The organism is Kitasatospora sp. NPDC004669, assembly GCF_040609455.1.
Lineage (GTDB): Bacteria > Actinomycetota > Actinomycetes > Streptomycetales > Streptomycetaceae > Kitasatospora.
The window spans coordinates 1-20,449 of sequence record NZ_JBEXKB010000041.1; the positions used below are offsets into that span (position 1 = coordinate 1).

19 protein-coding genes are annotated in these 20,449 nt (G+C 74.8%); 10 read left to right on the top strand and 9 right to left on the bottom strand.

The features are described 5' to 3' along the window. The 3 genes from ABZW30_RS29035 to ABZW30_RS29045 form a co-directional block, all read left to right on the top strand. On the top strand, positions 1 to 455 hold a 455-nt coding region (locus ABZW30_RS29035; protein WP_355674163.1), incomplete at its 5' end, for an electron transfer flavoprotein subunit alpha/FixB family protein. A 212-nt stretch (positions 456 to 667) separates the two neighbouring features. After that, positions 668 to 2,089: an acyl-CoA synthetase gene (locus ABZW30_RS29040; protein WP_355674164.1), complete on the top strand. Its 1,422-nt coding sequence runs from the start codon at positions 668 to 670 to the stop codon at positions 2,087 to 2,089. 267 nt (positions 2,090 to 2,356) lie between these two features. Further along, a complete protein-coding gene (locus ABZW30_RS29045) occupies positions 2,357 to 3,226 on the top strand; it encodes a C40 family peptidase (RefSeq protein WP_355674165.1) in 870 nt (289 codons plus the stop codon). Positions 3,227 to 3,301: 75 nt separating this feature from the next. On the opposite strand, the gene ABZW30_RS29050 is transcribed toward ABZW30_RS29045, so the two are convergent. Next, complete coding sequence (locus ABZW30_RS29050) at positions 3,302 to 4,216, bottom strand: PfkB family carbohydrate kinase (protein WP_355674166.1); 915 nt, start codon at positions 4,214 to 4,216, stop codon at positions 3,302 to 3,304. A 414-nt stretch (positions 4,217 to 4,630) separates the two neighbouring features. Here ABZW30_RS29050 and ABZW30_RS29055 point away from each other — a divergent pair, with 414 nt between their 5' ends. Together ABZW30_RS29055 and ABZW30_RS29060 are read left to right on the top strand one after the other, a co-directional pair. Next, positions 4,631 to 5,698 (top strand): NUDIX domain-containing protein, encoded by a 1,068-nt coding sequence (locus ABZW30_RS29055; RefSeq protein WP_355674167.1) that lies wholly within the window; start codon positions 4,631 to 4,633, stop codon positions 5,696 to 5,698. A gap of 114 nt (positions 5,699 to 5,812) precedes the next feature. Then, the gene (locus tag ABZW30_RS29060; protein WP_355674168.1) at positions 5,813 to 6,676 is read left to right on the top strand and encodes a DUF4184 family protein; all 864 of its coding nucleotides are present in this window, start codon (positions 5,813 to 5,815) and stop codon (positions 6,674 to 6,676) included. On the opposite strand, the gene ABZW30_RS29065 is transcribed toward ABZW30_RS29060, so the two are convergent. After that, complete coding sequence (locus tag ABZW30_RS29065) at positions 6,627 to 7,955, bottom strand: dipeptidase (RefSeq protein WP_355674228.1); 1,329 nt, start codon at positions 7,953 to 7,955, stop codon at positions 6,627 to 6,629. The two genes, ABZW30_RS29060 and ABZW30_RS29065, sit on opposite strands and share 50 nt — an antisense overlap. A gap of 301 nt (positions 7,956 to 8,256) precedes the next feature. Between ABZW30_RS29065 and ABZW30_RS29070 the strand changes: the two genes are divergently transcribed. Continuing rightward, positions 8,257 to 9,471 (top strand): geranylgeranyl reductase family protein, encoded by a 1,215-nt coding sequence (locus tag ABZW30_RS29070; RefSeq protein WP_355674229.1) that lies wholly within the window; start codon positions 8,257 to 8,259, stop codon positions 9,469 to 9,471. A 13-nt stretch (positions 9,472 to 9,484) separates the two neighbouring features. Here ABZW30_RS29070 and ABZW30_RS29075 read toward each other — a convergent pair whose 3' ends face one another. Further along, positions 9,485 to 10,477 (bottom strand): helix-turn-helix domain-containing protein, encoded by a 993-nt coding sequence (locus ABZW30_RS29075; protein ID WP_355674169.1) that lies wholly within the window; start codon positions 10,475 to 10,477, stop codon positions 9,485 to 9,487. Positions 10,478 to 10,553: 76 nt separating this feature from the next. Here ABZW30_RS29075 and ABZW30_RS29080 point away from each other — a divergent pair, with 76 nt between their 5' ends. Beyond that, entirely contained in the window at positions 10,554 to 11,900 is a 1,347-nt protein-coding gene (locus tag ABZW30_RS29080) for an MFS transporter (protein ID WP_355674170.1), read from the top strand. Positions 11,901 to 11,907: 7 nt separating this feature from the next. Here the strand turns inward: ABZW30_RS29080 and ABZW30_RS29085 are convergent, their stop codons facing one another. Next, a complete protein-coding gene (locus ABZW30_RS29085) occupies positions 11,908 to 12,312 on the bottom strand; it encodes a RidA family protein (RefSeq protein WP_355674171.1) in 405 nt (134 codons plus the stop codon). Positions 12,313 to 12,375: 63 nt separating this feature from the next. Further along, on the bottom strand, positions 12,376 to 13,173 hold the full coding sequence (locus tag ABZW30_RS29090) for an ATP-grasp domain-containing protein (RefSeq protein ID WP_355674172.1): 798 nt from the start codon (positions 13,171 to 13,173) through the stop codon (positions 12,376 to 12,378). A gap of 189 nt (positions 13,174 to 13,362) precedes the next feature. Between ABZW30_RS29090 and ABZW30_RS29095 the strand changes: the two genes are divergently transcribed. Then, positions 13,363 to 14,136 carry an enoyl-CoA hydratase family protein gene (locus ABZW30_RS29095; protein ID WP_355674173.1) on the top strand — a complete coding sequence of 258 codons (774 nt, stop codon included), beginning with the start codon at positions 13,363 to 13,365 and terminating at the stop codon, positions 14,134 to 14,136. 27 nt (positions 14,137 to 14,163) lie between these two features. Here the strand turns inward: ABZW30_RS29095 and ABZW30_RS29100 are convergent, their stop codons facing one another. Then, positions 14,164 to 14,937 (bottom strand): maleylpyruvate isomerase family mycothiol-dependent enzyme, encoded by a 774-nt coding sequence (locus ABZW30_RS29100; RefSeq protein WP_355674174.1) that lies wholly within the window; start codon positions 14,935 to 14,937, stop codon positions 14,164 to 14,166. Positions 14,938 to 15,126: 189 nt separating this feature from the next. On the opposite strand from ABZW30_RS29100, the gene ABZW30_RS29105 reads away from it, so the two are divergent. Beyond that, on the top strand, positions 15,127 to 15,882 hold the full coding sequence (locus tag ABZW30_RS29105) for a DapH/DapD/GlmU-related protein (protein ID WP_355674175.1): 756 nt from the start codon (positions 15,127 to 15,129) through the stop codon (positions 15,880 to 15,882). A 114-nt stretch (positions 15,883 to 15,996) separates the two neighbouring features. On the opposite strand, the gene ABZW30_RS29110 is transcribed toward ABZW30_RS29105, so the two are convergent. Continuing rightward, on the bottom strand, positions 15,997 to 17,322 hold the full coding sequence (locus tag ABZW30_RS29110) for a helix-turn-helix domain-containing protein (RefSeq protein WP_355674176.1): 1,326 nt from the start codon (positions 17,320 to 17,322) through the stop codon (positions 15,997 to 15,999). A gap of 186 nt (positions 17,323 to 17,508) precedes the next feature. Here ABZW30_RS29110 and ABZW30_RS29115 point away from each other — a divergent pair, with 186 nt between their 5' ends. Beyond that, complete coding sequence (locus ABZW30_RS29115) at positions 17,509 to 18,396, top strand: alpha/beta fold hydrolase (RefSeq protein WP_355674230.1); 888 nt, start codon at positions 17,509 to 17,511, stop codon at positions 18,394 to 18,396. A 62-nt stretch (positions 18,397 to 18,458) separates the two neighbouring features. Here ABZW30_RS29115 and ABZW30_RS29120 read toward each other — a convergent pair whose 3' ends face one another. Together ABZW30_RS29120 and ABZW30_RS29125 are read right to left on the bottom strand one after the other, a co-directional pair. Beyond that, the gene (locus ABZW30_RS29120; RefSeq protein ID WP_355674177.1) at positions 18,459 to 19,034 is read right to left on the bottom strand and encodes a HutD family protein; all 576 of its coding nucleotides are present in this window, start codon (positions 19,032 to 19,034) and stop codon (positions 18,459 to 18,461) included. 119 nt (positions 19,035 to 19,153) lie between these two features. Then, positions 19,154 to 20,311, bottom strand: a complete 1,158-nt coding sequence (locus ABZW30_RS29125) for an MFS transporter (RefSeq protein WP_355674178.1) — start codon at positions 20,309 to 20,311, stop codon at positions 19,154 to 19,156. Positions 20,312 to 20,449 lie beyond the last annotated feature (138 nt).

Consider the following 20,449-nt stretch of genomic DNA (forward strand, 5'->3'; position numbering starts at 1 on the left):
AGAACGTCACCGTCGAGTTCACCGGCAACGCCGCCAAGGTCACCTCGCGCACCCCGCGCGTCTCGACCGGCCGCCCCGAGCTGACCGAGGCCGCCATCGTGGTCTCCGGCGGCCGCGGTGTCGGTGCCGCCGAGGGCTTCGGCGTGGTCGAGGAGCTCGCGGACGCGCTGGGCGCGGCCGTCGGCGCCTCGCGTGCCGCCGTCGACGCCGGCTGGTACCCGCACAGCAGCCAGGTCGGCCAGACCGGCAAGCAGGTCTCCCCGCAGCTCTACATCGCGGCGGGCATCTCGGGCGCCATCCAGCACCGGGCCGGCATGCAGACCTCGAAGACCATCGTGGCGGTCAACAAGGACCCCGAGGCCCCGATCTTCGAGCTGGTCGACTACGGCGTGGTCGGCGACCTCTTCGAGGTGCTGCCGCAGCTCACCGCCGAGGTGAAGGCCCGCAAGGCCTGAGCAGGGCGATAGGCCGACAGGCCGATAGATGGACAGGCCGTCAGGCCGGAGGGCGTGGTACCGGGTTCGGTGCCACGCCCTCCGCCGTTCGCCCCGGTCCGCAGGCGCGCAAGCGGCGGCCCGTAGAGTCGGCCCGACAGCGCGGGACGCGACGGCGCAAGGCGCGGCGGCGTTCGGCGCGACCAGGGTGAGACGAGGGCGAGGACGGAAGCATGGCACTGCTGACGGCACTTCAGGGCGACTACGGGGACGCTGCGGACGCGCTGCGGATCGACGGCCGGGCGCTCTCCCGGGAGGACCTGCTGGGCGCGGCGACCGTCGTGGCCGACCGGGTGGCCGGGGCTCCCGCGCTCGCGGTGCTGGCCCGCCCCACCGTGGAGACGGTCACCGCAGTGGTCGGCGGTCTGCTGGCGGGCGTCCCGGTGGTGCCGTTGCCGCCCGACTCCGGCCCGAAGGAACGCGAGCACATCCTGCGCGACTCGGGCGCGGCGCTGCTTGCGCACGCCGCCGGGGAGGCGGTGCCCGAGGGCCTTTCCGTGGAGGCCCTGCCGGTCGACCCCGCGGAGCGCTCCGCCACCGGCCACGCCGAACCGGCCGCCGACGCGACCGGCTTCGTGCTCTACACCTCGGGCACCACCGGCGCGCCCAAGGGCGCGGTGATCCGGCGGGAGGCGATCGCCGCCGACCTCGACGCCCTCGCCGCCGCCTGGCGATGGACCGCCGATGACACCCTCGTCCACGGCCTGCCGCTGTTCCACGTGCACGGGCTGCTGCTCGGCGTGCTCGGCGCCCTGCGAACCGGCAGCACTTTGGTGCACACCGGGCGGCCCACCCCGGCGGGGTACGCGGCGGCGGGCGGCAGCCTGTACTTCGGCGTGCCCACCGTCTGGTCCCGGCTGGCGGCCGACCCCGAGGCGGCCGCCCGGCTGGCATCGGCCCGGCTGCTGGTCTCCGGCAGCGCGCCGCTGCCCGTGCCGGTGTTCGAGAAGCTGGCCGCGCTCACCGGGCACGCCCCGATCGAGCGGTACGGGATGACCGAGTCGCTGATCACCGTCAGCACCCGGGCGGACGGCGAGCGGCGCCCGGGCAGCGTGGGGCTGCCGCTGGAGGGGGTGCGCACCCGGCTGGTCGGCGAGGACGGCGAGCCGGTGCCGTACGACGGGGAGAGCGTCGGTGAGCTGCAGGTCTGCGGGCCGACCCTGTTCAGCGGCTACCTCAACCGGCCGGACGCCGACGCCGAGGCCTGGACGGCGGACGGCTGGTTCCGCACCGGGGACGTCGCGGTGATCGGCGCGGACGGCTTCCACCGGATCGTCGGCCGTGCCTCGGTGGACCTGATCAAGAGCGGCGGCTACCGGATCGGCGCCGGCGAGGTGGAGGCCGCGCTGCGGGACCACCCGGCGGTCGCCGACGCTGCGGTGGTCGGCGCTCCGGACGAGGACCTGGGACAGGCGATCGTCGCGTACGTCATCCCGGACGGCGCCGTGACGGGGGAACAGCTGACGGCCTTCGTGGCCGAGCGGCTCTCGGTGCACAAGCGGCCTCGCCGGGTCGTCCTGGTGCACGAACTGCCAAGGAACGCACTGGGAAAGGTGCTGAAGAAGCAGCTGCTGACGGAGGTCGAGGGTCGGTGATGAGGGGGCGTCGGGTGAGTGTCAGGTGACGGGTCGTCACCCTGATGCCCCGTCGGGGCCCGCCGCCCGGGATACCTTCCTTTGGCGCACTCCACTGCGCGCCGTGAGCGAACGCGTGCCTAACGTGACACGCAGGCAGAACTGGATCTGCCGAGCGTACGAACCGGCGATGCCGGGGCGTACCGCGTGTCCGGAGCAGTTTCCGCAGCCGCCCGTGCGGCGGCCGTTCGCACCAGTGCGTTCGCAGCAGTGAAGGAAGTCACCAGGATGACCACCGTCAACACCAGCGTGGCGGATGCCGCCGGGGAACCGACCGTGCAGCTCGCCCCCGCCGACCGTTCCGGCCGCCCCGCCCGTTCCTCGCGGGCCGCGCGGATCCGTCGAGGGATGGGCATGGCGGCCGTGATCGTGGTCGGTACCGGGGTGATCGGCCTCGGCACCGGCGTGAGCCCCGCGGCCGCGGAGCGGGCGCCGGCGCACGCCGGGTGGGACGGCTCGCGGTACTGGTTCAAGAACAGCCAGGGGCAGTGGCGCTGGACCACGCACTACAGCGTCTACGTGGCGCGGACCAGCGGGGCGACGTCCTCGTCGAACTCGTCCGCGAAGTCGAGCGGCGGGATCAAGCAGGGCTGGGACGGCTCGCGGTACTGGTTCAAGAACAGCAAGGGCGAGTGGCGCTGGACCACGCACTACGACATCTACCTGGAACGGACCGGCGGGGGCTCGTCCTCCTCCGGCTCCTCGGGCTCGGCCCATGACCAGGTGGCGGCGGACCGGAACGTCGAGGCCGCCGTGCAGTACGCGCTCGCCCAGCTCGGCAAGCCGTTCATGACGGCGGGCAACGGGCCGGACGGGTACGACTGTTCGGGCCTGGTGCAGCAGGCCTTCCGGCGCGGCGGCATCGACCTGCCGCGGGTCGCCAACGACCAGTACGCGGCGACCACGCCGATCAGCGCGAACCAGCTGCGCCGCGGCGACCTGTTGTTCTGGTCGCCGAACGGTACCCCGCGCGGTATCCAGCACGTGGCGATCTATCTCGGCAACAACCAGTACGTCGAGGCGGCGCGGCCCGGGACGAAGGTCCGGGTCTCGGGGATCAGCAGAGGCTACTACCCGGCGTACATGGGGCGGCCGTAGCGGGTCCGCCGGTACGCGGGCCAGGGGCGCCGCCGTTCGCTTCGGCGTCCCTGACCCGCGCCCGTCCGCAGGCCCTCACAGGTCGGCCGGGCGGGGGAGGGCGCCGCGGGCGCCGAGCGCGGTGACGGCGAAGGCCCCGGCGGCCACGGCGGTGGCGGCCGCCTCGGGGAGGGCGGCGCCGCGGGCGAGTCGGGCGGCGAGGGCGCCGCAGAAGACGTCGCCGGCGCCGGTGGTGTCGACCACCCGGACGGCGGGCGCGGGCAGCCGGGTGAGTTCCTCCCCGGTGACGACCAGGGCGCCCTCGCCGCCGAGCGTGACCACCGCTCCCTCGCCGTGGCGGGCGAGGGAGCGGGCGGCCTCGGTGACGGTCGGGGCGCCGGTGAGCTGGCGGGCCTCGACGGTGTTGGCGACCACCAGCGGTCGGCGGCCGGTGGGGCCGGGCCCGGGCAGCGCGCCGGCCGGGGCGGTGTTGTGCAGCCAGCGGGTGCCGCCGTTCGGGCCCACGGCGGGGAGGGCGGCCGCGATGGCGCGGATGCACTCCGCGGGGACCTCGTTGCTGGTGAGGACCACGTCGACCGGGAGCAGGTGGAACCGGGCCAGGGCTGCGGTGACCTCCTCCGGGGCCAGCTCGGCGTTGGCGCCGGGGATGACCACGATGCTGTTCTCGCCCGACGGGTCGACCATCACGATCGCCTGACCGGTGGGCGCGTCGGGGTGCGCGAGCACGGCGCCCGTCCGGACCTCCGCGCCGCGCAGATCGGTGAGCGCCGCCTCGCCGTCGGGATCACGCCCGACCTTGGCGACCAGGTGGGTGGCCGCGCCCATCCGGGCCGCGGCCACCGCCTGGTTGGCGCCCTTGCCGCCGAAGCCCCGGGTGGCGGAGGTGGTCAGGACGGTCTCGCCCGGAGAGGGGAGCACGGGGCAGCGGAGGATCCGGTCGGTGTTGACCGAGCCGATGACGATGACCCGGCCGGCGGGAAGCAGCTTCATCGTTCCTCTGTACGTGCCGGGGCGCGGGCGGCGCAAGAGGGACCCGCCGGACGTGGGGCTCCGCCGAGCGGCCGGCGTGGGGAAGGTGTGGGAAGGGGAGCGAAGGGGTGCAGGGGCGGCGCGCGCGGCGTACGGGTGGGGCGCGCAGCGGAAGTCGGCCGGTCCGACTTCTTGTGCGAAGGACGTAAGGTCTGGGTGCAGCTTTGGCGTCGAACGGTCTGCACACCTCCCGTCCGGGCTCCTGACCTGGGCACATGCCTCTGTCAAGGGGCGGGCCGGGGCGCGTGGGCGGGCGCTGCGCGCAGGTATGGGGAGCGGCGCGGCGCGGGTACCACCACGGGTGGCGCTGGTTCGGCCTACGGGGGCGCTGCCCGGTGCGAACAGCATCGGGGCAAGTCGAGGGCAGGGGACGTTGTGATCGTCTGGGTCAATGGCACATTCGGGGCGGGCAAGACGAGCGCCTGCCGCGAGCTGGTGGAACTGCTGCCCGGGAGCGTGCTCTTCGATCCCGAGCTGGTGGGCTTCGGTCTGCGCCGGATGCTTCCGGCCGACCGGCTGGCGGCGATGTCCGACTTCCAGGACCTGGCGGCCTGGCGCCGGCTCGTCCCCGAGACGGCGGCGGCACTGCTCGGTGAGGTCGGCGGGCCGCTGGTGGTCCCGATGACGCTGCTCAGAGAGGACTACCGGGACGAGATCTTCGGCGACCTCGCCTCCCACGGGATCGCGGTGCACCACTTCGTTCTGGACCCAGAAGAAACGATCCTGCGCGACCGCATCGCGCGTCGCGAGGAATGCCCGGGCGATCCGGAGGCCAGCGAGCGGGTCCGTAACCGGTGCTTGGAACACCTGCCCCGCTACCGGGCCGCCCGCCGCTGGCTGGTCGGCGACGCCCGGTTGCTCGACACCAGCGAGCTCACCCCGCGCGAGACCGCGCACCGGATCGCCGAGCTGGTCCGGGTCGGCGCCGCGCGCTGTCCGATCGTCCAGACCCCGGACCCGACCGGGGACACCGTGGCCTCCGCGGTGCTGTTCTTCGACGAACAGGACCGGGTGCTGCTGGTCGACCCGGTCTACAAGCCCGACTGGGACTTCCCCGGCGGCGTGGTCGAACGCGGGGAAGCCCCCACCGACGCCGCCCTGCGCGAGACCGCCGAGGAGCTGGGGCTGCGGCTCGACCCCGCCACCCTGCGGCTGCTCGCCGTCGACTGGGAACCGCGCACCGGCCCACGCCGCGGCGGCCTGCGGCTGATGTACGACGGCGGGCTGCTGGACGACGCGGGCCGGCAGAACCTGCTGCTGCAGCAGGAGGAGCTGCGCGGCTGGCGGTTCGTCACCCTCGACGAGGCGGCCGACCTGCTGCCGCCGAGCCGCTACCGGCGCCTGGGCGCCGCGTTGGAGGCACGGCGGAGCGGGGAGCTGCGGTACCTGGAGGCAGGGTGCCGGGTGGCGCTGGGGCTGGCCAGTACGGCGGACGCGGCGTAGGCCTGCGGTGGGCGGCGGGTGCGGCGTAGGTCCGCGCCGGCCGACCGGTGGGGCGGTGTCGGTCGGGCCGGCCCCGGTTGGCCCGGAGGGCGGTGCGGGCGTCAGGATGGGGGCATGCCGTTCACGTTCAGTCATCCCGCCGCCGTCCTGCCCCTGCTGCGCGCCGCCGGGGAGCGCGGACCCCTGGTGGCCTCGGCGCTCGTGGCCGGGTCGATGGCGCCCGATGTGCCGTTCTTCGCCGAGTCGCTGCTGCCCGGGGTCTACGAGCACGGCGGGCTGCTGCACCGCTGGTGGGCGGTGCCGACCGTGGACGTGGCGATCGCCGCCGCGCTGGTCGCGGGGTGGCACGGGCTGCTGCGGGCGCCGCTGGTGGGGCTGCTGCCCGAGCGGTGGGCGGGCGGCGCCGAGGCGCTGACGGTCCGCCGGGCCGAGGGCGGCGGCATCCGCGGTGCGGACGCGGCGTGGTTCCTCGGGTCGGCGGCGATCGGCGCGGCCACCCACGTCGGCTGGGACGCGTTCACCCATGGCGACCGGCTGGGCGTGCGGCTGCTGCCCCTACTGGAGCGGAAGGTGGCCGGGGTCCCGCTCTACGAGGCGCTGCAGTACGGGACTTCGGCGCTCGGGCTCGCCGCGATGGCGGGCTGGGCGGCGCGTACGGTGCGGGCGGTCGAGCCGGTGCGCCCCGCCGTCCGGCCGGCCGCCCGGCCCCGGCGGGTGGCCGTCGCGGCGCTGGGCGCGGCGACGGCGGCCGGGGTGCTGCACCGGCTCAGCCCGCTGCGCCGGAACCTGATCCCGGAGGTCTGTTTCGGCGCAGGGGCCGGGCTCGCGGTGGGCGCGGTCGGCTACGCGGCGGTGGTGGCGGCCGCCCGCCGGTGGCGGGGCGGGCGGCCGGTGGCGGGCCCGGAGGTCCGCCAGGCCCTGACTGCCGTCAGGCGGAACGCAGTTCCGCGTAGCGGCGCAGGAACAGGGCCTCGGTGAGGGCCATCCGCTCCAGCTCCTGCGGGTCGACGCTCTCGTTGACCGCGTGGATCTGGGTGGTCGGCTCCTCGACGCCGATCAGCACGATCTCGGCCTTCGGGTAGAGCGAGCGCAGGGTGTTGCAGAGCGGGATCGAGCCGCCCTCGCCGGAGGCCACCATCGGGGTGCCGAAGGCCTCGGCCATGGCCTCACCCATCGCCTCGTAGGCCGGGCCGCTGGTGTCGGCGCGGAACGGGGCGCCGTTGCCCTGGCGCTCGATGGTCAGCCGGGCGCCGAGCGGGACCTGCGCCTCCAGGTGGGCGACCAGGGCGTCCTGGGCAGCGTCCGAGCTCATGCCCGGCGGGACGCGCAGGCTGATCAGCGCCTTGGCGGCGGCCTGCACGGAGGAGGTGGCGCCGATCACCGGCGGGGCGTCGATGCCGAGGACGGTGACGGACGGGCGGGCCCAGAGCCGGTCGGCGATGGTGCCGGTGCCGGTCAGGGCGACGCCGTCGAGCACCTTGGCGTCGGCGCGGAACTGCTCCTCCGAGTACTGCACGCCCTCCCAGGTCTGGTCGGCGGCCAGCTCGGCGACCGTGACGTCGCCGTTCTCGCCGTGCAGCGAGGCGAGCATCCGGACCAGGCACTGCAGGGCGTCCGGGGCGGCGCCGCCGAAGGCGCCGGAGTGCAGGTTGCCGCCCAGGGTGGTGACCGAGGCCTCGACCACCGTCATGCCGCGCAGCGAGGCGGTCACGGTGGGCAGGCCGGGGGCGAAGTTGCCGGTGTCGCCGATGATGATCGCGTCGGCGGTGAGCAGCTCGGGGTGGGCCTCGGCGTAGCGCTCCAGGCCGCCGGTGCCCTGCTCCTCCGAGCCCTCCACGATGATCTTCAGGCCGACCGGGTAGGTGTCCCCGTACACCTGGCGCAGCGCCCGCAGGGCGGTCAGGTGCATCAGGATGTTGCCCTTGCAGTCGGCGGCGCCGCGCCCGTACCAGCGGCCGTCACGCTCGGTCAGTTCGAAGGCCGGGCTGAGCCAGGCGTTCTCGTCGAGCGGGGGCTGGACGTCGTAGTGCGAGTAGAGCAGGACGGTCGGGGCGCCCTCGGGGCCGGGCAGTTCGCCGTAGACGGACTGGGTGCCGTCCGGGGTGTCCAGCAGCTGGATGTTGGTCAGGCCCTCGGCGGCGAAAGCGTCGGCGACCCAGCGCGCGGCCTTCTGGCACTCCTCCACCGGGAACTGGCGCGGGTCGGCGACCGAGGGGAAGGCGACCAGTTCGGCGAGGTCGGTGCGGGCACGGTCCATCAGGGACCGGACGGCGTCGGCCAGGGGCTGTGACAACGGGACTCCGAGGGGGCGGGTCCGCCCGTGGGATGGTACGGGCGGAGTGGTCGGTTGGGGTACCGCCGATCATAGGCGGAGGCGATTGCCGGGTGGTACGGCGTCCGCGTGGCTGTGCGGACGCATAGGATTGCTCGACGTGACTGACTCCGGAAGCTCCGATTCCCGTAGCCCGCTCGACCGTACGACCGCGCCGGTCGGCAGTGAGGCGTCCGCGCCGGTGTCATCGGCGCCGGTCGAGGCGTCAACGGAGGCCGCGTCGGCTCTGTCGACGGCGCCGACCGGGTCGCCGGCGGCTGCTGAACAGCTGGACGGCGTCTGGGACGTCGTGGTGGTCGGTGCCGGACCGGCCGGGGCCTCCGCCGCGTACGCGGCCGCCGCGCGGGGTCGCCGGGTGCTGCTGCTCGACAAGGCCGAGCACCCCCGCTACAAGACCTGCGGCGGCGGCATCATCGGCCTCTCCCGGGACAGCCTGCCGCCGGACTTCCAGCTGCCGCTGCAGGACCGGGTGCACGCCGTCACATTCGCGTACGACGGGCGGTACACCCGGACGCGTCGTTCCGAGCGGATGCTGTTCGGGCTGGTCAACCGGGACGAGTTCGACCTGCGCCTGGTGCAGGCGGCCAAGCAGGCCGGGGCGGTGCTGGTCACCGGAGTGACCGTCACCGGGGTCGAGCAGCGCGGCGGCGAGCACCGGACGGCGCTGGTGACGGCGGCCGACGGGCGCACCTTCGAGGCCCGCGCGGTGGTCGGCGCGGACGGCAGCGCGAGCCGGATCGCCCGGCACGTGGGCGTCACCTTCGACCAGATCGACCTCGGCCTGGAGGCGGAGATCCCCGTCCCGCCGCAGGTCGCTGCCGACTGGTCGGGCCGGATCCACCTCGACTGGGGCCCGCTGCCCGGCAGTTACGGCTGGGTGTTCCCGAAGACCGAGTCCAGCAGCCTGACCGTGGGCGTCATCTCGGCGCGCGGCGACGGCGAGCGGACCAAGCAGTACCTCGCCGACTACATCCGGCGGTTGGGCCTGTCCGGCTTCACCCCGGGCGTCGAGTCCGGGCACCTGACCCGGTGCCGGGCCGAGGACTCGCCGCTCTCGCGCGGCCGGGTGCTGGTTGCGGGCGACGCGGCCGGGCTGCTGGAGCCGTGGACCCGTGAGGGCATCTCCTATGCGCTGCGCTCGGGCCAGTTGGCCGGCGAGTGGGCGGTGCAGATCGCGGAGGCGGGCGACGCGGCGGCGGTGCGGCGCGAGGCGCTGAACTACGCGTTCGCGGTCAAGGCCGGGCTGGGCGTGGAGATGCGCGCGGGCAAGCAGCTGCTGGGCGCCTTCGAACGGCGGCCGTACCTGTTCCACGCGGCGGTCTGCCTGGTGCCGGCGGCGTGGCGGGCCTTCGCCCGAACCACCCAGGGGCACACGAGCTTCGCGCAGGTGCTGCGGCGTTACCAGGGGGCGCGGCGGCTGGCGGCGATGGCTTCGCGGTAGCGGTTGCCGCCCGTCATCTGCCACCCGTCAGCTCGTCCCCGAGCACGCTGCGCCGGTACAGCACCGAGCGGCCGTGCCGGGCGCGGGTGACCAGGCCGGTGGCGGCGAGGACGGACAGGTGCTGGCTGACCGCGCCCGGGGTGACGCCGAGCCGGTAGGCGAGGTCGGTGGTCGACGCCGGCTCGGCGAGCCGGGCCAGTAGCCGGGCCTTCGGCGCACCGACCAGCGCTTCCAGGGCTGCCGACGCCGCCGGCCCGCCCGCGCCCTCGCCGCCCATGGCCGCCTGTCCGCGCGCCGGGTAGGAGATCTGCGGCGGCCGGTCCCTGTTGATCATGGTGATCGCCCCGCGTACGAAGCAGGTCGGGCTGAGGACGAGCCCGCGCCCTTCCACGGCGGTCTCCACGTCCCCGTCTCCCCAGTCCCGGCAGATCGACAGCACGCCGTCCGCCCAGTGCAGCCGACGGTCCAGGTCCGCGAACAGTGCCGCCGCGCCCTGCTGGGCGAGCACCCGCGCCCGGTAGACCAGGTCGGCCTCCAGGGTCGTGCGGGCCTGCGGCCACCAGGAGGGTGCGAGGCAGACCTCCCAGTACTCCTCCAGCGCGTCGGCGATCCGCGCCAACAGCCGTTCCGGATCCGCGAGTCCGGCGTCGAGCAGGGCTGGCAGCGACTGCTCGTGCGGCAGGAAGGTCTGCTCCAGCTCGCCTCGCAGCAGCTCCGGCGGCAGCGCGCGGACGACGGCGAGCTCGGTGCGGAAGTCGGCCGCGGGGGTGGTCGGCCGGGGCGTCAGGAAGTCGGGTACGAAGCGGTTCCCGGCGACCAGCGTGAGCAGGAGACGGCGGGACTCCAGCCGCTCGAAGGCGGGCCTGAGCTGCTCGAAGGCCCGGGTCTGGAGCGGGTAGACGCCCGGATGGGTCCACATCCGCAGGCTGAGCACGGCCTCGTGGATCGGTGAGACGGCGAACCAGGTGGTGGCGAGGTCGGCCAGCCGGAGTGTGAAGCGGTGCACGGACGTTCCCCTCGTGAGATTCAGCCAGAGCCTAAAGGAATGTCCGGCCCGGCCCGCTCGGCGGTGTCATCGGGGCATGACGACGACGCAGGCGGAGTCCGCCGCACCTTCCGACGCGCTGTCAGGCCTGCCCGCCCGCCTGCCCGGAGTTCTCCGGCGCCGCCTGCACCCCGATCCGACGGTCCGTCGGCTGGCCGGGATCACCATGGTCAACACGGTGGGCAACGGCCTCTCGTTGTCCGTCGCGGTGCTGTTCTTCACCCGGGTGCTCGGCCTGAGCGCAGCCCAGCTGGGGGTCGGGATGACCGCGGCCGGCCTGTGCGGGGTCGTCGCCAGCGTGCCGGCCGGCCGGGCCGCCGACCGCTGGGGCGCCCGGCGGGTGCTGGTGGCGCTGGTCGCGGTGGAGGCGGTCGGCACCGCCGGATACGCGCTGGTGCACAGCTACCCGGCCTTCGTCGCACTGGCCTGCGCGGTCGCCGCCGTGGACCGGGGCTCGTCCGCCGTACGGAACGCGCTCTACGCCGAGGTGCTGCCCGCCGACAGCCGGGTGGCCGGCCGGGCCTACCTGCGGGTGGTGACCAACGTCGGCATCTGCGTGGGGACCGGACTCGGCGCGATCGCGCTCCAGCTCGACACCCGGTCGGTCTACCTGACGGCGATCCTGGCCGACGCCGTCTCCTACGTGGCCGTCGCCGTCCTGTTCCACCGCCTGCCCGCAGCGATGGGCCCGACGTCGGCCGAACCCTCGGTCAAGACCGGTGCGGCGAACCCCTCGGACCCCGCGGACGAGGGCGTCAAGCAGGGGCGACGGCGCAACCCGGCGCTGCGCGACGGCCCGTTCCTGCTGGTGACCGCGCTGTGCTCCGTCCTCGGCCTGCAGTTCGCCGTCCTGGAGGTGGGCGTCCCGCTGTGGATCGTCCAGCAGACCGACGCGCCGAGGATCACCGTCGCCGGCGCCCTGATCGTCAACACCCTGATGGTGATCACCCTGCAGGTGCGGGCCACCAGGGGTACCGAGGAGCGGACGGCCGCCGCCCGGGCCTGCCGCCGCGCCGGACTGGTGCTCGCCGCCTCCTGCCTGGTCGTCGCCCTCGCGCACGGACTGCCCGGGATCCTCGCCGCCGTGGTGGCGCTCGTCGGTATCGCGCTGCAGTCGCTCGCCGAGGTGATGGGCCAGGCGGGAGGCTGGGCGCTGAGCTACGACCTCGCCGGGGAGCGCGACCACGGCGCGTACCAGGGCGTGTTCAACGCGGGTACGGCGGCCGCGTTGATGGCCGGCCCGGCGCTGGTCAGCACCGCCGTGATCGGCTTCGGGCTGGTCGGGTGGGCGGTCCTGGGCGCGGTGCTGGCGGCGGCGGGCCTGGCGATGGGCCCCGCCGTCCGGTGGGCCGGACAGCGGGAGCTGCGGCTCGCGGCGGGGTGAGACGTCGCTACTCCTGGACGAGCGCCATCGCCTCGATCTCGATCAGCACATCCGGCCGGAACAGCGCCGCGACCTGCATCGCGGAGGCGGCCGGCAGCGGCAGGTCGCCCAGGTACTCGTCGCGGGCCTCCCGGATGGCGGGGAGGTAGCCGATGTCGGTCATGAAGAAGGTGAACTTCACGACGTCGGAGAAGTCGGCCCCGGCGGCGGCCAGGCAGCGGCGCAGGTTCTCGAAGACCTGCCGCGCCTGGGCCTTCGGGTCACCCTCGCCGACCAGGTTCCGGTGCTCGTCGAAGGCGACCTGGCCGGAGACCTGGACCAGTCGGCCGGTGCCGGTGACGACCTGGGTGTAGCCCGTCCCCGGGGCGACGCCGGGCGGCTCGGTGATGTGGGTGAGGTGCGTGGCGGTCATGACGCATGATCGTGCGTCATCGCTCGCCCGTGTTGCAAGCGATGACGCCGCTCAAGTGGCCGTTCAGCGCACCACTTCGGGCAGTTCGCGCCGGAACGGCCGGTCGGTGGCGGACAGTCGGGCGGCCGGGCCGGCCGAGCGCAGCACCACGTCCAGGACGTCGTCCGGCTCGGCGGCGTAACCACCGCTGGCCCAGGCCGCGTTGGCCTCGACGACCGCCCAGCCTTCGTCGGTGCGCCCGACGTCCACCACCACCGCGCTCGGCAGCGGGGCGTGCGAGGCCGAGGCGGCCAGCACGTCCCGGGTGAAGGCCAGCACCTCGGTCTGCTCCCGCCCCAGCGGCTCGACGGACAGGTCACCGTCCACCGCGTAGCGCGAGCCGGCCCGCACCGCGCCGTCCAGCACGAACAGCCGGTACTCCGCGCGGAACCGCACCACCTCGCTGACCAGCACCGGCGTGTCGCCGTCCAGCGGCTCGGGCCCCGGCAGCGCGCCGCCGCCCGGGTAGACCCGGGCGGCGAACAGCTTGTCCGCCGGCGGCTTCACGAAGGCCGGGCCGCGCAGCTCGCGGGCCCCGGCCAGCGTGGTGGCGGACACCCGCCGTCCGGTCAGCGCGCGCGGCAGCCGGGCCAGCCAGTCCTCGGCCGGCTCCAGCAGGGCGAGGCCGAGCTCCCGTCCGACCGCGTCGCCGAACAGCGGCCCGCCGTACACGTGCACCGGCGCGCCGAGCAGTTCGCGCGGCGCCTGCCAGGACGTCGCGGTGTACGCCCGCAGGCCGCGCAGCCCGGCGGCGGTGCGCAGCTGGCGGCCGGTTTCGTTGACGCGGGGTGCGAGCAGCAGGACCGGCGAGTCGGTGATCATGACGCCCATGCTGCCGGGCGTACCGCTGCCGCCACCAGCGGATTTCGGTGCGGTCGGCTGAGGACCCCGGGCGATTGGCTCTGGCCGAGGGGCGGGTGGGCGTGCCAGAGTCGTCCGGGCGCGGTCCGGGCACCCCGGACCAGCGCCCGCAGTCCGACCCACCCTCAGCCGGAAGGCAGGCCCACGCCGATGACCAGCGCAGAGCCCCTCGTCCGCGTCAGCACCGCCGACGCCGTCACCACGCTCACCCTCGACTCGCCGCACAACCGCAACGCGCTCTCCTCCCGCCTGATGTCCGAGCTGCACGCCGGGCTGGCGGTCGCGGCGGCGAACGGGGACGTCCGCGCGGTGGTGCTCACCCACACCGGCAAGGTGTTCTGTGCGGGTGCGGACCTCTCCGAGGCGACCGGCGCGGACCCGACCGTCGGCCCGCGCGGCCTGGTCGAGCTGCAGAAGGCGATCGTGGACTGCTCGAAGCCGGTGATCGCCGTCATCGACGGGCACGTCCGGGCCGGCGGCCTCGGCCTGGTCGGCGCGGCGGACCTCGCCATCGCCGGACCGGCCGCGACCTTCGCCTTCACCGAGGTCCGGCTCGGCCTCGCGCCCGCCGTCATCTCGCTGCCGCTGCGCCCCAAGCTGGACCCGCGCGCCGCCTCCCGCTACTACCTGACCGGCGAGGTCTTCGACGCCGCCGAGGCGGCCCGGATCGGTCTGCTCACCCGGGCCACCGAGTCCTCCGAGGACACCGGGGTGGTGCTGAAGGGCCTGCTGGACGCGCTGCGCCAGGGCTCGCCGCAGGGGCTCGCGGAGTCCAAGCGGCTGGCCAACGCCGAGGTGGTGCGCTCCTTCCAGCGGGACGCCGACGAACTGGTGCAGTTGTCGGCGCGGCTGTTCAGTTCGGCGCAGGCGCAGGAGGGTATGCGGGCCTTCCTGGAGAAGCGGCCCGCCGCCTGGGTGCGCTGAGCGCCTTCCCCGAGGCGGGGTCGAGGATCAGCGGATCGCCGCGCTGTCCCGCCAGAGGCGGAGCAGGTCCCGGTCGCCGCTGAGCTCGACCGGCCCGGCCTGCTCGGCCTGTTCGACCGTCAGCCGGTTCCAGAGCAGCAGGTAGAGCTCGCGGGCCGGGCCGCTGATGGTCAGGTCGGCCGGTTCGGGCCGTTCCTCCGTGGTGACGGCCAGCGGCTCACCGGTGATGGACAGGTGCCAGGAGCCGGGGCCGTCCGTCGTGCGGACCTGGACGGTGCGCAGGATGTCGCTGTGCACCTTCGTCCGGCCGCGAACCATGAAGCCGCGCAGCAGCTCGTCGATGCCGTCCAGGGCGAGCGCCGGGTCCACGGCCGGGCCGGGCTTCCCGGCGGCCGCGTCGGCGTCGAAGCGGTGGACGGCCGTCTCGTGTGCCTGGCGCCGGGCCCAGAAGGCCAGCGGGCTGGGCGCGGGCAGGAAGCTCCAGCATTCGACGTCGGCCGGGGCTTCGGCGAGCGTCGTCACCAGGGCGGCGTGGCCCTCGCGGAACCAGTCGAGCAGCGCGGCGTCCGGGGGCTGCGGTCCGAACGCCTCGTGCTCGCCCGTCGGGTCCAGCGGCGCCCGCAGGCCCTTCGCCGGGTGGGCGGCGGCCCAGCGGTGGACCCGGCCGACGTGCCGCAGCAGGTCTCCGAGCCGCCACTCCGGGCAGGTCGGAACGGGGGCGGCGAGGTCGGTACGGTCGGCGGCCTCGGCGAGCAGCATGCCCTCGAGGCGCAGTGCGTCGATGTGCGCGGAGATCTCCATGGGATGGAGTCTTCCACTGCCGCTCCGCCTCGGTGGCGGATTTCGGACGGCCGTGGGGCCGGTGCGGGCGGGGCCGGTGCAGGTGGGGTCGGCGGGGTCGGCGGGGCTGGTGCGACGGGGCCGGTGGGGCCGGTGTGATGTCGGCCTCCCGGCGGACGGGCGGACGCTACGGGCCGGTAACGTGAGCGCATGCCGATAACCCGTTCCCTTCTCTCCGCCGTCCGGGCCGGTGGCCGCAGGGCCGCCGGGCGCCTCGTCCACCGGGGCTGGCGCTGGGTGCAGCGGACCGGCGCGGTCACCAGCCGGAACCCGGGCCCGTACCGGTTCGGCGAGCTGGGGGACGGCACGACCCTCGCCTTCCCGCTCGGGGCGGTGTTCAACGAGCAGTGGATCACCATCGGGCCGTTCTCGATCATCGGCGAGCGGGTCACCATCAGTGCCGGCTTCCTGCCCGGGCTCGACCTCGGGCCGGAGCCGATCGTGCGGATCGGCGGCGGCTGCGTGATCGGCCGGGACAGCCACATCGTCGGCCACGAGTCGATCGTCATCGGTGACGACGTGTGGACCGGTCCTGGCGTGTACGTGAGCGACCAGGCGCACGAGTACCGCGACACCGAGCTGCCGATCGGCAAGCAGTGGCCGCGCAACGAGCCGGTGGAGATCGGCGCGGGCAGCTGGATCGGCACCGGCGCGGTGATCATGCCGGGGGCGCGGATCGGGCGCAACGTCGTGGTCGCGGCGGGCGCGGTGGTGCGCGGCGAGGTGCCCTCGCACTGCGTGGTCGCCGGGGCGCCCGCCAAGGTGGTGCGCCGCTGGACCGAGGAGGAGGGCTGGCAGCCGCCGCTGCGCCACGAGCCGCCCCGGCCGGTGCCGGACGGGGTGACGGCGGAGCAGCTGCGGGCCCTGGTCGGCTGGGACCTGCGGCTGCCGGGGGAGCAGGGCTGAGGACCGCCCGTCGGTCCTTCCCGGGGTGGGGCCCACGCCTCGCTGTACTGCTGATCCCCGCTCGCCCCGGCGCCCGCGGTCACCGTTTCCGGCGGCGCGGGTGCCGTGGTGCGACTAGCGTGCGGGGGAGGACCGTTCGGCGGCGCGCGCGGCGATGGCCGCGGTGATCCGCAGGACGTCGGCCGGGCTGGACGGGTCCAGGCCGGTGAGGACGGCGACCCGGCGCAGCCGGTAGTCCACGGTGTTCGGATGCAGGTGCAGGGCGCTCGCGGTGAGCCGGCGGTTGAGGCCGCCCGCCAGGTGGGTGCGCAGAGTGGTGAGCAACTCCCCGCCGTCGGCGAGCGGTTCGAGCAGTGCGGCGAGCCGGGAACGGGCCTGGCTGGGGCGGGTCAGCTGGTACTCCAGCAGTACGTCGTCCAGCCGGTGCAGACCGGGCGGGCGGCCGAACGCCCGGGCCACGTCCAGGACTTCGTACGCGAGCGTGGCCGCGCCGGACACCTCGGCCGGTACGGCGGCGGCCGCACCGGCCAGCACGGGCACCCCGGCGGCGCGGGCCGCGGCGGCGAGGGTGGCGGCGAGCTGCGGCCAGGGGGCTTCGAGGGCGGTCGCGTCGGCCGGCTCGGGTTCCGGCTCGGCTTCCGGGGCGAGCGGGGCGAGGACCAGGCCGCCCGACGGGGTGAGCGCGGTGAGCGCCGACTGCCGGGTGCGGTGGTCGAGTTCGGCGACGAAGCGGCGCAGCTTGCGGCGGGCGGCGATGCCCGGGTCGACGCCGGGGGAGTGCTCGTCCGGGTGGTCGGCGATGGACAGGCAGAGCACGGCGTAACCGGCGGGGAGCCGGACGCCCGCTCTGACGGCGGCGTCCTTTGCGCGGGTGCCGGCGAGCAGCGCGGTGAGCAGGGACTGCCGCGCGGTGGAGCGCCGGTCGCCGGCCGGGCGGCGACCGTCCAGGTATCCGGCGCCGGCGGCGGTGGTGGCCCGGCGGAGCTGGTCGAGCAGCAGCCGGTTGAGCACCAGCAGGTCGGCGGCGTCACCGGCGTGGGCGTCCCGGGTGACGAACTCCCAGCAGACCTCCAGCCCGAGGTGGTGGGCGAGCAGTACGGCGTCCAGCGGCAGGCCCTCCTCGGCGCGGCGCGCGGCGGCCTCCCGTACGGCGCTGAACTCCGCGGTGGGCGCGGGGAGTCCGGTGCGGACGGCGTGGGCGAGGGCGCGGATGCGGCGTTCGGTGTCCCGGGTGAGCTCGCCGGTGAGCTGCTCCCGCGGGAGGCGGCGGTAGACCGGCACGCGGTCGAGCAGGGCGGCGACCACGCTCACGGCCAACTCGCGGACGCCGCCGAGCAGTAGCTGGTCGGCCGGGCGGCCGCCGATCACCGGGACGTGCCAGGTCGGCGCGGTTTCGGGGGTGTCCGGGGGCGTGCAGTGGGGTGCGTTGTGACCGGTCACAGAGAACACCGTCCAGGTCTGGGGAACACCCAAGGGCCGGGCCGGAGGGGCGACCGCATCATTGAGCCACTCGGGTTACCTGTTGGTAACAAACTTCCGCTGTGGAGGCAACAGTTGAGAACCCCACTTCTCCGCTTCTCCGTAACTCCCCTGCGTCGTCGGCTCGGCGGAGCCTTCGGTGCGACCCTGCTGGCGGGCGCGCTGCTGGCGGGGGCGACGGCGGGCCCGGCTTCGGCCGCCCCGGCGGTCACCGCGGCCCCGGCCGCCGCCGCCGAACTCCCGCCCGACGGCGACTCGGTGGCATCGCCGCCCGGCGCCAACGACTGGAGCTGCCGACCGACCGCCGCACACCCCGACCCGGTGGTCCTGGTGCACGGAACCTTCGCCAACCGCTACGAGAACTGGCTGGCGCTCTCCCCGTTGCTGAAGAGCCTCGGGTACTGCGTCTTCGCCCTCGACTACGGCACCGTCCCCGGCATCACCTCCACCGGCAGCGGTCTGCTGCTGCCGATCGGCGGGCTCGGGCCGGTGCCCGCCTCGGCGGCCCAACTGGCGACCTTCGTCGACCTGGTGCGGAACGCGACCGGCGCGGCCAAGGTCGACATCGTCGGGCACTCGCAGGGCGGCATGCTGCCGAACTACTACCTGAAGTTCCTCGGCGGGGCCTCGAAGGTGGACAGGCTGGTCGGCCTGGCGCCGTCCAACCACGGCACGACCCTCGACGGGATCACCAAGCTCGCGCCGTACTTCCCGGGTGTCGCCGACCTGATCTACACGGTCTGCCAGGCCTGCCGGGACCAGGCGGTGGGCTCCGACTTCAACCTGACCATGGCCTCCCGGCCGGACACCGTTGCGGGGGTGAGGTACACGGTGATCTCGACGGTCTACGACGAGGTCGTCACCCCGTGGCGGACCCAGTTCCTGAGCGGGCCGGACGTCGACAACGAGGTGCTGCAGGACCACTGCCCGATCACGCTCGCCGAGCACGTGGCGATCGCCTTCTCGCCGACGGCACTGCACCTGGTGACCAACGCGCTGGACCCGGCGCATGCCACGCCGGTGCTCTGCGGCTGAGCGCCGGCCGCCGACCGCCGCCCGTGCCCCCGGGTGTCCCGAGGGCACGGGCGGCGCGTCGTTCAGTGGGCGGGGCGGAAGGTGACGACGGCGGTGGTGCCGTCGGCCGGGCGCAGCTCGTACGGGCCGGGGGCGGTGAGCAGGGCGGCGTCGAAGCGGGCCAGTTCGGTGCCGTCGAGGGACGCCGAACCGGAGAGGCAGACCAGCAGGACGGTCGCCGCCGGCGGGGCCTCCACCGGGCCGGGCGCGCTGACCAGGTCCACGACGGCCTCGACCCGGCCGCGGCGGGTCATCACATTGAAGTCCACCACCGGGCCGCCGAGCAGCCGGCAGTCCGTCGTGGCGCCGCCGGGGAAGGCGAACGGGCGGAACGGTGCGTCGACCAGCCGCTCGGTGCCGTCCACGGTGAGGGCCATGCCGGCGCCCTCGACCAGGGTGATCACCCGGTCGATGCCGGGGAAGGGGGAGAAGGGGCCGGCGGAGGCGACGTCGGCGAGGCTGACCCGCCAGTCGAAGCCGTCCAGCCCGGCCCCGGCCGGGAACCCGGCGACCTCCCTGGTGACCCCGCCCCCGTTGAGCCACGCGGTGGCGGGGCGCTCGCTGGCGCGCAGTACCTGGATGCGTCCGCTGGTCGTCATGGGGCCGCATCCTGCCACTTTTGCGGCGGGTGCGGCAGCGGGGGCCGGGGACGGGTGACAGCGAACGGATGACGGATGGTGAAATCTGTCATCCGTTCGCTGTCACCCGTTCGCCGCCGTCAGCGCCGCCGCACCGCCAGCGGCAGGAACGCCGCCGCCGTCGCCGCGAGCGCGACCGTGGTCAGGGCCAGCGGCAGTCCGGCCGCGTCGGCGAGGAAGCCGATCACCACCGGTCCGATCAGCATCCCGCCGTACCCGAGCGTCGAGGCGAGGGCGACGCCCTGCGGGCCGCCCGTCGCGCCGGCCCGGGCGATGGCGAGCGGGAACAGGTTGGCCAGGCCGAGGCCGACCAGGACGAAGCCGCCGATGGCGACCGGTGCCGCGGGGGCCAGTGCCGCGACCATCATCCCGACCGCGGCCGTCAGTCCGCCGAGCAGCATCAGCCGGGTCTGGCCGAATCTGATCGACAGCCAGGTGCCGCCCACCCGCCCGCTGGTCATCGCGAAGGCGTACGCGGCGTACCCGGCGGCGGCCGTCCCGGCGCTCGCGTGGACGTCGTCGGTGAGGTGCAGGGTGGTCCAGTCGGCGATCGCCCCCTCGCCGTACGCGGTGCACAGCGCCGTCAGGCCGAGCAGCAGGACCAGCAGTCGGGCGTGGCCCCCGGCCGGTCGGTCCGTCGCGCTCTCGGCCGAGGGCGCGGGCGCGACCATCGGCGCCGCCGGGCTGCGCAGCAGTACGACCCCCGCGCCGACGGTGACGGCCAAGCCCAGCAGCCCGCCGAGCGCGAGCGCCCAGGCGGTGGTGAGCCGGTCGGCGAGCAGCCCGCCAAGGCCCGCGCCGAGCAGCCCGCCGAGGCTGTACCCGGCGTGGAAGCTGGGCATGACGGGCCGTCGCAGCTGCGCCACCAGGTCGACGGCGGCACTGTTCATGGCGACGTTGGCGCCCCCGTACCCGGCGCCGAACAGCAGCAGCACACCGCCGAGCGAGAGCACCGAGTGGGCGTGCGCGGGCAGCGGGACGGCGAGGCTGAGCAGGGCGAGCGAGCCGACGGTGACCGGTCGCGAGCCGTACCGCAGGCAGAGCCGGCCGACCACCGGCATGGTGAGGACGGCTCCGATCGACAGACAGAGCAGGGCCAGGCCGAGGGCGCTGTGCGAGGCGCTGACCTGGCTGCGGACGTCCGGGATGCGGACGACCCAGGCGGCGAAGAGGAAGCCGTCGACGGCGAAGAAGGCGGTGAGTGCGAGCCGCGCGGGGCCCCAGGGACTGTCGGTCACCGGGGTTGTGCTGCGAGACTGGGAGGGGGAGTGGTCGGGGTGGCGGGAACGAATTTTGTTTCGAAGCGGCACAAAGTCACAATAGGGGCGTGCAGCTCTCACCTTCAAGCCCGAGGCCCCGCACCGGGGCCGACCCCG

Coding starts and splice junctions, on each gene's coding strand:
- ABZW30_RS29085 (WP_355674171.1), bottom strand. CDS start 12,312: ATGACCGCCACGCACCTCACCCACATCACCGAGCCGCCCGGCGTCGCC.
- ABZW30_RS29060 (WP_355674168.1), top strand. CDS start 5,813: ATGCCGTTCACGTTCAGTCATCCCGCCGCCGTCCTGCCCCTGCTGCGC.
- ABZW30_RS29090 (WP_355674172.1), bottom strand. CDS start 13,173: ATGATCACCGACTCGCCGGTCCTGCTGCTCGCACCCCGCGTCAACGAA.
- ABZW30_RS29040 (WP_355674164.1), top strand. CDS start 668: ATGGCACTGCTGACGGCACTTCAGGGCGACTACGGGGACGCTGCGGAC.
- ABZW30_RS29065 (WP_355674228.1), bottom strand. CDS start 7,955: ATGGACCGTGCCCGCACCGACCTCGCCGAACTGGTCGCCTTCCCCTCG.
- ABZW30_RS29100 (WP_355674174.1), bottom strand. CDS start 14,937: ATGGAGATCTCCGCGCACATCGACGCACTGCGCCTCGAGGGCATGCTG.
- ABZW30_RS29080 (WP_355674170.1), top strand. CDS start 10,554: ATGACGACGACGCAGGCGGAGTCCGCCGCACCTTCCGACGCGCTGTCA.
- ABZW30_RS29120 (WP_355674177.1), bottom strand. CDS start 19,034: ATGACGACCAGCGGACGCATCCAGGTACTGCGCGCCAGCGAGCGCCCC.
- ABZW30_RS29050 (WP_355674166.1), bottom strand. CDS start 4,216: ATGAAGCTGCTTCCCGCCGGCCGGGTCATCGTCATCGGCTCGGTCAAC.
- ABZW30_RS29095 (WP_355674173.1), top strand. CDS start 13,363: ATGACCAGCGCAGAGCCCCTCGTCCGCGTCAGCACCGCCGACGCCGTC.
- ABZW30_RS29105 (WP_355674175.1), top strand. CDS start 15,127: ATGCCGATAACCCGTTCCCTTCTCTCCGCCGTCCGGGCCGGTGGCCGC.
- ABZW30_RS29045 (WP_355674165.1), top strand. CDS start 2,357: ATGACCACCGTCAACACCAGCGTGGCGGATGCCGCCGGGGAACCGACC.